Consider the following 12,833-nt stretch of genomic DNA (forward strand, 5'->3'; position numbering starts at 1 on the left):
GGGCCGGGTCGCGGATCACCGGCGTCGGGCGTCCGTGGACCAGGCCCTGCCCGGTTCGTCGAGCACGGTGTCGTAGAGCGCGCGGAGCCGGGTGGCCCACCCCACGGCCTCGAACCGGTCGAGGAACCGGTCGCGGCCGGCCGCGCCCAGGCGGTGGCGCAGTGCGTCGTCCGCGAGCAGCCGGGTGAGGGCGGCCGCCATGGCGCCGGGCTCGGTCGGCACCAGGACGCCGGCGTCGGTGCCGACGATGTCGGGGATGCCGCCCACGTCGGTGGCCAGCACCGGCACGCCCACGGCCAGGGCCTGCATGACGGTGGTGGGGAGGGCGTCGGCCAGGCTGGGGTGGAGGACCAGGTCGGCCGCGGCGAGCAGATCCGGCACGTCGTCGCGGTAGCCGAGGAAGCGGACGCGGTCCCGCAGGTGGGCATCCGAGGCCACCCGCGCCTCCAGCTCCGCGCGCAGCTCGCCGTCACCGGCGAGCGCGACGACCGGGGCGAGGTCGGCCGGTAGCTGGGCCACGGCGTCCAGCAGCAGCCGGTGCCCCTTCTCCGGTCGCATGAGCGAGGCGGTGACGACGAGCGCCTGCCCGGTGCGCACGCCGAGCTCGGCACGGAGCCGACCGCGCTCGGCCGGGTCCGGGACCCCGGGGTCGGCGACGCCGTTGGGGAGGACGACGAGGCGGTCGTCGGAGCCGGTGAGGTCCTGGTACCACCGCCGCTGCGCCGAGGAGAGGGCGATCGTCCGGGCCGCGACGCGCCGGCGTACCGCCAGGCCCGCGCTCCGCTTGAAGCGGCCGAGGGTCCCGGCGGGCGCGTCCTCGACGATGTGCAGCGTGGAGACGACGGGCAGGCGCAGCACCGAGCCGGCCACGCCGCCCACGATGTCGGCGTGCTTGAGGTGGGTGTGCACCACCTGCGGACCGAAGGCGCGCAGCGCGGCCACGGCCTGGGGGACGGCGCGCGGGTCCCACCGCGGCAGGTCCAGCTGCACGACGTCCACGCCGCGGGCGCGCAGCGCGTCGGCGTGGGTGGTGCGGGACGCGGGCGACAGCGCGACGACGGCCAGCTCGAGCCCCGCCGTGGCGGCCACGCCGGCCAGCTCCACGAGGACGCTCTCCGCGCCTCCCGGGGAGAGGGAGTGGATGAGGTGCGCCACACGCAGGGGCGAGACCGGGCTGGAGGACCCGGTGGCGGACCCGGCGGCAACACTCTCGACCACGACGCTCCGTCCACTCGTACCCGGGTCCGGTCGGAGGACCGGCTCCCTCGTCGCCCGTCGGCACGTCCGGGCCGGACGGGGCGCCGCCACACTAGTTCGGCCCGACGGGATGCGCGGAACGGGTCATCCGGCCGGGTGAGCCCGTCGAGGTCGACGGGGGAGGCCAGGTCCGGCAGCACGCTCCGGACTGTGGTGATCATCACCGCTGGCCGACAGCCACGCCCCGGACCGAGGGCGCACGCTGTCAGCCCCCGGTCCGACGCGGATCGGAGCGAGCGAGGAGGACCAGGGACAGTGGTGCGGCCGACAGACGCAGGAACCGGGTTGCCGCGGCTGGTGCTGCTGGAACCGAACGACGGCTGCCTCACGATGGCCCGGAGGCTGGCGGCCAGGGGGGTCGAGGTGATCGCCCTGTGCCCACCGACGAGCGCGTGGGTCGGACGGAGCCGGGCCCTCAGGGCGATCGCCGTGGGGCAGCTCCCCGACGGCGCCGACCGGCCGTGGCTGCCGGCCCTGGCGGCGCTCGGCGACCGGCCGGGGGTGGTCGTCTGTGGTTCCGACGCCGCATCGGAGTTCGTCGTCGCCCACCGCCGCGAGATCCCGTCCGTGCTGCGCAGCTTCGAGACCGTGGACGGCGCGCACCTGATCCTGATGCAGAAGGACAGCATGCGGGCCGTCGCGGAGCAGGCGGGCGTCCGCGTGCCGCGCACCTTCCGCATCGACGCTCCGGGCGACGACCGCCTGGTCGACCTCGCCGCGGCGGCCGCACCGTGCGTCGCCAAGCCGGTCCTGGGGCACGTCGGCCGGCGGTCGGGGGACTTCGCCACGCGGCTGCTGCCGGACGCCGACGCCGTCCGCGCGCACCTGGACGCCGCGCTCGGCGCCGGGGTCGACATGCTGGTCTCGGAGGAGGTCCCCGGGCCTGCGACCGCCCTCGAGGGCGTGGTCGGTCTCCGCACCGCGGACGGGAGGTACCCGTTGGAGGCGGGCCGGCGCAAGATCCGGCACTACGACCACGGGGTCGGGACGCTGTTCGAGGCCACCGCCGTCCCGGAGGCCGTGGCGCTGGCCCGCCGGCTCCTGGACGCCGCGGGCTACGTGGGGCTCGCCGCGACCGAGTTCAAGCGGCACGCCGTCACCGGCGAGCTGTACCTCATCGAGGTCAACGTGCGGGTGCCGCAGTCCTTCGGGCTGTACGACGCGGCGGGCCTCGACGCGTCCTGGCGGCTGTACGCCACGCTGGCCGGGCTGCCCGTCGGGGAGCAGCCTCCGGCGCGGGAGGGCGCGCGGGCGTGGATGCCGCAGCACGACCTCCGCGTCGTCCGGGGGATGCGCCGTCGCGGCGAGCTGACGACCGCGCAGGCCGTCCGGTCCCTGGCCGGTGTGCGGGACGCCGGCGTGCTGAGCTGGCGGGACCCCGCCCCGGTCTGGGCGGTCCTCCGCTCGGAGTGGGGACGACGGCGGCGTCGGTGAGCCGGGCGCCGGCCCCTCAGCCGGCCGTCCAGGCCAGCAGGTCCTCGACGGTGCGGGTGTTGACCACCCGCTCGGCCGGCACCCCGCACTCGACCGCCCGCTCGCAGCCGTTGCCCTGCCAGTCGAGCTGGCCGGGGGCGTGCGCGTCGGTGTCGACGGCGAACTCGCAGCCCAGGTCGACGGCGAGGTTGAGCAGCCGCAGCGGCGGGTCCAGCCGCTCGGGCCGGGAGTTGATCTCCACCGCGGTGCCGTGCTCGACGCAGGCGGAGAACACCGCTTCGGCGTCGAAGCTGCTCTCCGGCCGCGGCCGCTGACGGCGTCCCTCCCGCTGCTCGCGGGGGATCAACAGCCGGCCGGTGCAGTGCCCGAGGACGTCGGTGTGCGGGTCGGCGACCGCGGTCAGCATCCGCTCGGTCATCGCCGCGGAGTCCGCGCGCAGGTCGGAGTGCACGCTGGCGACGACGACGTCCAGCCGCCCGAGCAGCTCGTCGGTCTGGTCGAGGCTGCCGTCGACGTTGATGTCGCACTCGATGCCGGTGAGGATCCGGAAGGGGGCGAGCTCCTCGTTGAGCGCGGCGACGACGTCGAGCTGGCGCTCCAGCCGCTCGGGGGACAGGCCGTTGGCGACGGTCAGCCGCGGCGAGTGGTCGGTCAGCGCCATGTACTCGTGGCCCAGGCCGATCGCGGCCTCGGCCATCTCGCGGATCGGACTGCCACCGTCGGACCAGTCCGAGTGCACGTGCAGGTCGCCGCGCAGCAGCGCCCGGAACTCGGCGACGTCGTCGGCCAGCGGCACCAGCTCGCCGTGGGCCTCCTCCAGGCGGGCCAGGTACTCGGGCACCTCGCCGGCGTGCGCCTGCACGATCGCCGCACCCGTCTTGGGCCCGATGCCGCGCAGGTCGGTCAGCGTCCTGGTGCGGATCCGCCGGTCGAGCTCGTCCGGGCCGAGGGCGTCGACGACGGCCGCCGCGGTGCGGAACGCCGCGACCCGGTGCGTGGGCTCGCGGGCGCGCTCCAGGAGGAAGGCGATCCTCCGGAGCGCGGCCGCGGGCGGGAGCGGGTCGCTCAGCGGGAGGCCTTCTTGTACTGCTTCTCGGCCTTCCGCTGGGCCCTGGCGGCGCGCTTCTGCGCCCTCTCCAGGCTCTTCTCCGTGCTGTCGGCGGCCCGGGAGGCGGCGCGGCGGGCGCGGTAGCCCACGGACGGCCGGCCCTCGGTGTCGACGGCGGCGATCAGCAGCCCGCCGAGCATGCTCAGGTTCTTGAGGAAGTGCGCGGTCTGGCCGAAGCGCTCCTTGGGGTCGTCGTGCTCCCAGAAGCGGTGCCCGGCCAGGGTCGTCGGCACCAGGCTCGCCGAGAGGACCAGCGCCGACAGCCGGGGCAGCCGGCCGAGGGCCAGCAGGGAGCCGGCCGCGACCTGCGCGGCGGCGTTGATCTTCACGTACTGCTCGACGTCGCGGGGTACCTGGACCGGCAGCTGCTGGTCGGCCGCGGCGGTGATCTGGTCGACGACCGGCGCGGCACCCGGCACCCGGCTCTGCGGGTTGCGCAGGGTGTCGATGCCGCCGTAGACGAACGACGACGCGAGCAGCGGCCGGGCGATCCGGCGGACCAACATGGGTGACCTCTTTCGGCTCGGGGACTCTGGTCGGCTCAGTGCCCCGGTACGCGCCGGGACACCCCTGACGGGACCGTAGTGAGGTCGTCGCCACTCCGCTGGGTCAACGGTCCCGGCAGCAGTAGACCGTCAGCCTCCCGTGCTTGGCGAAGACGAACTCGGTGGCCGTCTGGCCGGTCTCGCCGTCGTAGGCCACCTCCTGCGGGCCCGACCGCGACACCACCCGCACCCGCTGCGCCTGGCCCTCGGCGTAGCCGGAGACGTGGGGGCTCAGGCCCAGCAGCGACCCGAGGACGGCGCGGGTCCGGCTGAACGGGACGTCGGCGCGCAGGTACTGGACGTCGAGCAGCCCGTCCTCCAGGCGAGGCCGCCAGGCGAGGGCCAGTCCGCGCGGGGTGTAGCGGCCGTTGCCCACGAAGAGGATCCACACCGACAGCGGCCGCCCGTCGAGCAGCAGTGACACCGGCGTCCCCCGGCGGAGGGTCTGCGCCACGGCCACCGCCATCGCCGTCCACCGCCCGAGCCGGCCCGCCAGCGCGTCGCGGCGGCGCACCATCTCCGGATAGCTGCCGATGCTGGCGGTGTTGAGGAACGGCGTCCCGTTGACCTCGGCGACGTCGACCTCGACCGCCCGGCCCGAGACGACGGCGTCGGCCGCGGCCTCGAGGGTGGGCACGCCGACGTCCCGCGCGAAGTGGTTGAGCGTGCCCGCGGGCAGCACCGCCAGCGGCAGGCCGTGCGCGACCGCCACGGCCGCGGCGGCGGCGACGCTGCCGTCGCCACCGGCCACGCCGAGCGCCCGTGGCCGGCCGGAGCGGACCGCCTCCTCCAGCAGGTCGGCGATCGTCGTCCCCGCGGTCTGCTCGCGGATCTCGGCGCGGGGCAGCAGCCGGCGGACGTCAGCGGCCGGGTCGTAGTCCGCGGGGCCCGAGCGCGGGTTCACCGCGACGACCAGGCCCTCGCCCCCGGGCAGCGCGGGGGCGGAGTGCGTCGTCCGCACGCGGGCAGGGGTGGTCGGCCGCACCGGCCACCAGCGCCGGCCGCTCACGGCGACCGCCGCGCCGACGGCCAGGCCGGCGACGACGTCCCCCGGGTAGTGCACGCCGACGTGCACCCGTGAGTAGGCGACGGCCGCCGCCAGCGGCGCGAGCGCCGCCCCGGCCGCCGGGCACTCCAGCGCGACGCCGGTGACGAACGCCCCGGCCGACGAGGAGTGCCCGCTGGGGAAGGAGTGCGTGGTCAGCGGGTGGCGCAGCAGGCGGTGCACCGGGTGCGCCCCCAGGTCGGGACGGCGGCGGCCGAACACCGGCTTGAGCGCGGAGTTCACCAGCCCGCTGGAGACCGCCATCGAGGCCAGCCCGCGGACCGCACCGCGGCGCAGCGCTCCGCGGCGGAGGGCCAGCAGGGCGCCCGTGGCCATCCAGACGCGGCCGTGGTCGGCGGCGGCGGTCAGCCGGCGCAGCCAGACGTCGGCGGGGGTGTCCGGCAGCCCGCCGACCAGGGTGTGCAGGCGCGCGTCCCAGTGCCGCGCGCCCCGCATGCGCCAGACGCTAGTGCGGAGGGGGTTCGTCGGCGTGACCCGTCACGCGGCAGGGCGCAGCCACGCGGTCCACCGCTCGACCGCCACGTACCCCATGCGCGCGTACACCGGCCGTCCCTCGTCGCTGGCCAGGAGGACGGCAGGCTCGTCCGGGTGCGCCAGCGTCGCCGCCCACGTCACCGCTGCTCCCGCTCCGCGACCGCGCGCCTGCGGCAGCGTGGCGACGTACTCCACCAGGGTCGCGCCGGCGTGCCGGTGGGCGGCCGCGACGGCGACCGGCTCGCCGTCGACCCAGGCGAGCCAGACCCGGGTCGCCCCCGCCAGGATGCCGGGTCCCAGCAGGTCGCCGGGCTCCAGCGGCTCGAGGTCCGGCATCGGATAGCCGTCGACCAGCACCCGCTCGGCCCGCGCCAGCTCCGCCGCGTCGCCGACCTCCCGCACCTCGGTGCCGCGTCCCGGCCGATCCGGAGCCGGGGCCGGCAACCGGACCATGAGCGGCGGGTGACCGATCAGGACGAGGCCGTGCGCCCTCAGATCGGGCGACGGCCAGGGGTTGACCAGCAGGTAGGGCACCTCGGCGGGGAACAGCTCGCCGATCTCGGCGAGCGTGGGCGAGGGATCGCTCAGCGGCTGCGTGAGGACCACGGGATTCGTCAGGGCGCCGCGATCGCCGATCCACCCGCCGGCCCACCGAGGTCCCGCACGGCACGGCCGTCCGGCACTCCTGGCCACCTCGACCGGCCAGGACGCGTTGACCAACACCGCCTGGCGCACCAGCGTGTCCGCCGGGTCCAGGTCCGGCTCCCACCCGGTGGTGAGGTGTTCCCCCTCCGGCGGCACGATCGAGGCAGCCATGCGCCCACGGTCCCAGCCCTGGTCGTGGTGGGGGAAGGTCCCCGGACTCAGGTCCTGCGGCGGGCGCGGTAGGCGGCGACCGTCGAGCGGCTGGCGCAGGTGTTGGAGCAGTAGCGGCGGCTGGCGTTGCGCGAGGTGTCGACGTAGACGTCGTCGCAGCCCTCGGCCGAGCAGACGCCGATCCGCTGCCAGCCGTGCTGGACGACGACCTGTGACAGACCCATCGCCACCGTCGTCGTCAGCTGCTCGAGCAGCGGCGCGTCCGGACGCGCGTAGTGCAGGTGCAACGCGCCGTCGTGGTCGGTGGCGTAGGGCTTCGGGTGGGCGAGCGCGAGCAACGCGTTCAGCCGGTCCATCACCTCGGCCTCCGACCGGGCCTCGGCGACGGCGCGGACCAGGTCGGCGGTCGTGGCCGCCTGCCCGGTCTCCTCGGGGGAGAGGTCGAGGACGCTGCCGGGCGAGAACCAGTCGTCGTGGGCACGCAGGAACGCCGTGGCCCAGTCCGGTCCGGCGTCCCGGTCGGCGTTGGCCAGGTCGATGGCCAGCTCGACCGCTGTGGACCCGTAGGTGTCGTAGTCCATGGAATCCCCTACCGCTGGAGTGCCGCTGACACGCCGTAGGTGGCGTAACCGACTTGACCCCCTACGCCATCGTCCGTAGCATGTAGGGGGTCAACAGGGTTTGACTCCCTACTCTTCCCGTTCCGCGTGCTACCGAAGTGAGTTCGTCGTGCGTTCGTACCTGTCCGTCTGGCGTCTGCCGTCCGCTCCGGTGCTGCTCGTCGCCGGTTTCGCCGGCCGTCTCCCGTCGGCCATGGTCCCGCTCGCGCTGCTGCTCATGGTGCAGCAGCAGACCGGTTCCTACGCCGTCGCCGGTCTCGCGTCGGCCACGTACGGCCTGGCGATGGCCGGGATGGCGCCGGTGCTCGGCCGGCTGGCCGACCGTCGCAGCCCGCGACCGGTCCTGCTGGGCCAGGCCGCGGCCTACCCGCTGCTGCTGACGCTGCTGGTGACCGTCGTCCTCGGCGGTGCCCCGACGGCGGCGATCGTCGCCGCCTCGGCCGCCGCGGGCGCCGGCACGCCGCTGGTGTCCGGCGCGGTCCGGGCGCTGTGGTCCCGCGTCGACCCGGGGGTGCGTGTCACTGCCTACGCCCTCGACGCCACCGCCACCGAGCTGGTCTTCGTGGCCGGCCCGACGCTCGTCGCCGCGCTCGCCGTGCTGACCACCCCGGCGTGGGCCGTGGCCGTCGCCGGGACCCTGGCCGTGGCCGGTGCGCTCGGCATCGCGACCTCGGGCGCGATGCGCGGCTGGGTGTCGGTGCCGGCGGCGCACCACGCCAGCGCGTTCGCCACGGCGCTCGCCCCCGGCATGCCGCGGGTGCTGGTCAGCGGCGCGGCGTTGATGCTCGGCTTCGGTGCGCTCGAGGTCGCCGTCCCCGCGTTCGCCGACGCCGCCGGGGCGCCCGGGATGTCCGGCGTCCTGCTGGCCCTGTGGTCGCTGGGCTCGGTGGCCGGCGGGCTCTGGTTCGGCGCCCGGGTGGTCAGCGTCTCGTTGCCGCGGCAGTACCGCTGGCTGCTGCTCGGCGTGACGGTCGGTCTGGCGCCGCTCACCGCGGCGTCCGACCCGTGGGTGCTCGGCGCGCTGCTGTTCCTCGGCGGGACGGCGATCGCCCCGACGCTGACGGTGCAGAACTCGCTGGTGGGCGCGATCACCCCGGCGCACGCCACCACCGAGGCCTTCACCTGGCTGTCGACGATGGCCACCGGCGCCTCGGCGGTCGGGGCCGCGCTCGGCGGCGCGCTGATCGAGGGTCCGGCCGGCGTCAGCGGCAGCCTACTGCTCGCCGTCGCGGGGGCCGCCCTCGCGGTGGTGGTCACGCTGGTGCCGGGGCGCCGGCCGGCCGGTCAGCGGGCGTCCGAGCCGGTCGCCGCCTGAGGCCGCGACCGCGCGGGGACCCCCGGCGGACCGCCTCCCGGGGCGCTGGTAGTCTGTCTTCTCGGTGGTTCCGGGGGGACTCGGACCCCGGGAGGCTTCGCCTAGTCCGGTCTATGGCGCCGCACTGCTAATGCGGTTTGGGTTAACCCCCATCCCGGGTTCAAATCCCGGAGCCTCCGCGCACGACAACTGAACAACACGCACCCGTAGCTCAACGGATAGAGCATCTGACTACGGATCAGAAGGTTAGGGGTTCGAATCCCTTCGGGTGCACGTCTGGTTGAGACAGCACAGCGGCTCCGTCCTCCGGGACGGGGCCGCTGTTCTCTTCCGAGCACGTGCCGCCGCCGGCCCGCCTCCGGCGTCTCCGGGTGTTGATCACGGGGTTGTTGCAGGCGACACGCGCGGACACGCCGCCCGCGGCGACGACAACCCCATGATCACGGCGGACGGCGGTGTCGCGTCGGTCGATCCGCCGTCCCCGTCGTCGGCGGGCGCCGTCCCCCGTGGACCGACCCGCGTCCGCGGACCTCTCCCCCTGCCCACAGTGCGGGGCAGGGGTGGAGCGTGCGGAGGGCCGGGTGCCCAGGCCGTGACCGGCGCCGCCGGTCACCGGCGGCGGGTCGGGCCCCACGGCTTCCAGACGGCGAGGACCGCGGCGACGAGCAGTGCGGTGCCGGACACGAAGGCCGGGAACAGCAGGTCCTGGGGGATCCGCCCGAGCCGCTCGGCCAGTCCGGCGTCGACCTGGCGCACCTGCCGTGCCACCTCGGCCAGCCGGGGCTGGAGCAGCACGGGCACGAGGGCGACCAGCACCAGGTTGATCACCAGCTTGACCAGCACCCACCGGGTGCGGACGACGCCCCAGCGGCTGGCCAGCCCGAGCGTCAACCCCGACGCGAGACTGACCAGGCCCAGGGTGAGCAGGACCGGGACGGCGAAGACGTGCAGGGCCGTGTAGCAGGCGGCCACCCGCGCGGGGTCGTCCGAGACGAAGCCGGTGACGGCGAGCACCCCGAGGACGACGTCGGCGCCGAACCACCCGAGCGAGGCGGCCAGGTGCACCAGCAGGACCATCCGGCGGGTGTCGCGGCCGAGCCGCAGTCGGGTGCCTCGAGCTGTCGGGGTCGCGGTCATCGCACACCTCCCGGGGAGGGTCGGGCACTCCGACGCTACGCCAAATCGTTAGGTACCGAAAGATCAGGGACCTGCCGTTCTTGGTAGGGTGCGGGCGTGCCACGGCCTCCCGGCGGCCCGCCGATCGGACTGCTCCTCGACCGGGTGGCCCGGGAGGTCAGCCGGGCGTTCGACGCCCGACTGGCGGCCGCCGGCGGGTCGCGCGCCGTCTGGCTGGTCCTGGTGGCACTGCGCCCCGGGCCGGTCGCCAGTCAACGGGAGCTGGCCGACGCGCTCGGCGTGCGCGCGGCCACGCTGACCCAGCAGCTCGACGCCATGGAGGCGGCGGGACTGGTCGCTCGCAGCCGCGACCCCGGGAACCGGAGGGTGCACGGCGTCGAGCTGACCGCCGCCGGGTTGCAGCTGTTCGACCGGCTCCGGGACGCCGCGCGGGCGCACGACGAGCAGCTGCGCGCCGGCCTGGACGCGGACGACCTCGCCCGGGTCGCGGCCGCGCTGGAGCGGATGCGCCGCAACATCACCGGTTGACGGGGAGTCGCGGGAGATGAGGGGCGGGGGGCCGGTCCTGGCGGTCTGGCCGCGTTGGTCGGTCCTCCCAGCAGTGGGAGGCCACTCGTTGCCGGCTGCCCCCGCCCGGCCTCCACTGTGACTCCGGTCACACGTGAGGTCAACCCCGGTCCGGCGTGTCGTCCGACCCGCCGGCGCCCCGCGGGACGACGACCACCGGCACCGGCGAGGCGCGGACGATCTTCGTCGCCGTCGAGCCCAGGAAGACCCGCGCCAGGGGGCCGTGCCGCGAGGAGCCGACGACCAGCACCTCACCGGGCAGCCACTCCCCGGCCGCCAGCGCGCCGGCCCATCCCGCACCCGCCGCGACGTGGGTCTCCGGCGCCGGCCCCGGCCCGGGCCACCCGGCGACGACCTCCGCCAGCTGAGCCCGCGCCTGCTCGGCCCACTGCGTCGACACCAGTGCCTCGGCCCGCAGACCGGTCTCCGCGGGCAGCATCGGTGGCCGCTCCGGGGCGAAGGCCAGCAGTCGCAGCGGGACGCGCCACGCCTGCGCCGTCCGGGTCGCCCAGGCCAGCGCCTCGCGGGACCGGTCGGTCCCCGCGTACGCGCAGCTCAGCCGCTCGACCCGCCGCGGCGCGAGGCAATCCCGCGGGGCCAGCGCCAGCGGGACGGGGGAGGAGTGCAGCAGGTGCCCGGCGACGCTGCCGGTCCCGAACCGCCCGGTCGCCGAGCCGCGCGCGGCGCCGAGCACGAGCAACGAGCCCTCGACCTGGCGGACGGCGGTCACCAGCCCCGCCGGCACCGAGGGCGCCTCGAGCGCGACCGTGCGCACCTGCGGGACGCCGTCCAGGACCGGCACGGCCGCCTGCTGCGCCGCCCGCACCGCCGCAGCGAGGAAGCGCCGGCACTCCCGGTCGGTGCGCGGGTCGTCGAAGCCGCGCGGCGTGACGGTCGCGAGGACCACGTCGTCCCCACCGGTGCGGGCGAGCGACCCGGCGAGCCGCAGCGGGGCCTGGTCGACGGGGTCGACGGCGTACCCGACGACGAGGGTCATCGGGAGGTCCGCAGCGCCGAGTGGGTGCGCGCGTAGGTGACGTACACGACCGCGGCGATCGTGAGCCAGACCGCGAACAGCGCGTACGTGACGCCCGGCAGCCCGGCGATCAGGTACAGGCAGAACAGCACCGACAGCACCGGGACGACGGGGTAGCCGGGCACCCGGAAGCCGCGGGGGAGGTCCGGCTGCGTCCGGCGGAGCACCAGGACGCCGACCGACACGACGGTGAAGGCCACCAGCGTGCCCATGCTGGTCAGGTCGACGAGGAAGTCGAGCGGGACGAGGCCGGCCAGGGCGCCCACGAACAGGGCCACCGCCACCGTGCCGCGGACCGGGGTGAGCGTGCGCGCGTCCACCCGGCTGAACAGCGACGGCACCATCCCGTCGCGGCTCATCGCGAACAGGATCCGGGTCTGGCCGTACATCACCACCAGCGTCACCGAGAAGATCGAGATCACCGCGCCGGCGGCGAGCACGACGGCCGGCCAGCGGGAGCCGGTCACGTTCTCGAGGATCACCGCCAGTCCGGCCTCCTGGCCCTCGAACTCCCCGGCGGGCTGGGCGCCGACGGCCGAGACGGCGACCAGCAGGTAGACCGTCGTCACCACGACCAGGGAACCGACGATCGCCAGCGGCAGGGTGCGCCGGGGGTCGTGCACCTCCTCCCCGGCGGTGGAGACGGCGTCCAGGCCGATGAACGAGAAGAAGATCGACGCCGCCGCGACCCCCACGCCGCTCGCGCCGAGCGGGGCGAAGGGCGTGTAGTTGCCGGCGTCGAAGGCGGTGAACGCGATCGCCGCGAAGAACAGCAGCACGAGGATCTTCAGGCCGACCATCACCGCGTTGACCCGCGCCGACTCGCTCGCGCCGCGTACCAGCAGCAGCGCGCACAGGGTCACCAGCACGACCGCCGGCAGGTTGACCACCCCACCCGCGCCCGGGGCGGCCGACAGCGCGTCGGGGATGCGGACGCCGACCGTGCCGTCGAGCAGCGCGTTGAGGTACTCGCTCCAGCCCACCGACACCGCGGCCGCGCTGACCGCGTACTCCAGCAGCAGGCACCAGCCGACGACGTAGGCGACGACCTCGCCCAGCGTCGCGTAGGCGTAGGAGTACGAGGAGCCGGCGACCGGGATGGTCGAGGCGAGCTCGGCGTAGCAGAGCGCGGTGAAGCCGGCGGTCACCGCGGCGAGCACGAACGAGAGGACGACGGCGGGGCCGGCCTCGGGCACCGCCGAGCTGAGCACGAAGAAGATGCCGGTGCCGATGGTGGCGCCGATGCCGAGCCCCATCAGCTGGACGGGGCCGATCCGCCGGGCCAGCACGCCGCCGTCGGTCTGCGCGCCGGTCTCCTCGACCATGGCGGTGACCGGCTTGCGCCGGAACAACTGGGCACGGACGGACGGCGGTGTGCTCACGCGGACTCCTCGCGGGTGGTTCCGGCGTCCCCGGCGGAGGGAGTCCGACCAGGGTCCCGCCGACCGGCACCGAGGA

At 75.6% G+C, this 12,833-nt stretch carries 12 protein-coding genes and 2 tRNA genes; 5 read left to right on the top strand and 9 right to left on the bottom strand.

What is annotated here, in order from left to right; all coding sequences use genetic code 11:
• Positions 1-15: 15 nt before the first annotated feature.
• The gene (locus tag ACU610_RS21905) at positions 16-1,218 is read right to left on the bottom strand and encodes a glycosyltransferase (RefSeq protein ID WP_446769805.1); all 1,203 of its coding nucleotides are present in this window, start codon (positions 1,216-1,218) and stop codon (positions 16-18) included.
• A 468-nt stretch (positions 1,219-1,686) separates the two neighbouring features.
• Between ACU610_RS21905 and ACU610_RS21910 the strand changes: the two genes are divergently transcribed.
• A complete protein-coding gene (locus ACU610_RS21910; protein WP_446769806.1) occupies positions 1,687-2,691 on the top strand; it encodes a hypothetical protein in 1,005 nt (334 codons plus the stop codon).
• Between the two features lie 16 nt (positions 2,692-2,707).
• On the opposite strand, the gene ACU610_RS21915 is transcribed toward ACU610_RS21910, so the two are convergent.
• From ACU610_RS21915 to ACU610_RS21935, 5 genes are all read right to left on the bottom strand, one after another.
• Entirely contained in the window at positions 2,708-3,760 is a 1,053-nt protein-coding gene (locus ACU610_RS21915) for a PHP domain-containing protein (RefSeq protein WP_446770742.1), read from the bottom strand.
• Positions 3,757-4,305 carry a DoxX family protein gene (locus ACU610_RS21920; RefSeq protein ID WP_446769807.1) on the bottom strand — a complete coding sequence of 183 codons (549 nt, stop codon included), beginning with the start codon at positions 4,303-4,305 and terminating at the stop codon, positions 3,757-3,759. Before ACU610_RS21920 ends, ACU610_RS21915 begins: the two co-directional genes overlap by 4 nt.
• A gap of 103 nt (positions 4,306-4,408) precedes the next feature.
• A complete protein-coding gene (locus ACU610_RS21925) occupies positions 4,409-5,845 on the bottom strand; it encodes a phosphatase PAP2 family protein (protein WP_446769808.1) in 1,437 nt (478 codons plus the stop codon).
• Between the two features lie 42 nt (positions 5,846-5,887).
• Positions 5,888-6,700 carry a GNAT family N-acetyltransferase gene (locus ACU610_RS21930; protein ID WP_446769809.1) on the bottom strand — a complete coding sequence of 271 codons (813 nt, stop codon included), beginning with the start codon at positions 6,698-6,700 and terminating at the stop codon, positions 5,888-5,890.
• A 47-nt stretch (positions 6,701-6,747) separates the two neighbouring features.
• The gene (locus tag ACU610_RS21935) at positions 6,748-7,281 is read right to left on the bottom strand and encodes a CGNR zinc finger domain-containing protein (protein WP_446769810.1); all 534 of its coding nucleotides are present in this window, start codon (positions 7,279-7,281) and stop codon (positions 6,748-6,750) included.
• Between the two features lie 148 nt (positions 7,282-7,429).
• On the opposite strand from ACU610_RS21935, the gene ACU610_RS21940 reads away from it, so the two are divergent.
• The 3 genes from ACU610_RS21940 (at position 7,430) to ACU610_RS21950 (ending at position 8,908) form a co-directional block, all read left to right on the top strand.
• Entirely contained in the window at positions 7,430-8,635 is a 1,206-nt protein-coding gene (locus ACU610_RS21940) for an MFS transporter (protein ID WP_446769811.1), read from the top strand.
• A 90-nt stretch (positions 8,636-8,725) separates the two neighbouring features.
• Positions 8,726-8,814 (top strand) — tRNA-Ser (locus ACU610_RS21945).
• 21 nt (positions 8,815-8,835) lie between these two features.
• Positions 8,836-8,908, top strand: a tRNA-Arg gene (locus ACU610_RS21950).
• 336 nt (positions 8,909-9,244) lie between these two features.
• Here the strand turns inward: ACU610_RS21950 and ACU610_RS21955 are convergent.
• Positions 9,245-9,772, bottom strand: coding sequence for a DUF2269 family protein (locus ACU610_RS21955; protein ID WP_446769812.1), 528 nt, complete (start codon positions 9,770-9,772; stop codon positions 9,245-9,247).
• 96 nt (positions 9,773-9,868) lie between these two features.
• On the opposite strand from ACU610_RS21955, the gene ACU610_RS21960 reads away from it, so the two are divergent.
• Positions 9,869-10,300, top strand: a complete 432-nt coding sequence (locus tag ACU610_RS21960; protein WP_446769813.1) for a MarR family winged helix-turn-helix transcriptional regulator — start codon at positions 9,869-9,871, stop codon at positions 10,298-10,300.
• Between the two features lie 139 nt (positions 10,301-10,439).
• Here ACU610_RS21960 and ACU610_RS21965 read toward each other — a convergent pair whose 3' ends face one another.
• A complete protein-coding gene (locus ACU610_RS21965) occupies positions 10,440-11,336 on the bottom strand; it encodes a universal stress protein (RefSeq protein ID WP_446769814.1) in 897 nt (298 codons plus the stop codon).
• On the bottom strand, positions 11,333-12,757 hold the full coding sequence (locus ACU610_RS21970) for an amino acid permease (RefSeq protein ID WP_446769815.1): 1,425 nt from the start codon (positions 12,755-12,757) through the stop codon (positions 11,333-11,335). The genes ACU610_RS21965 and ACU610_RS21970 overlap by 4 nt, the downstream gene beginning before the upstream one ends.
• Between the last annotated feature and the right edge of the window lie 76 nt (positions 12,758-12,833).

The sequence above is a fragment of the Geodermatophilus sp. URMC 61 genome, from assembly GCF_052931555.1.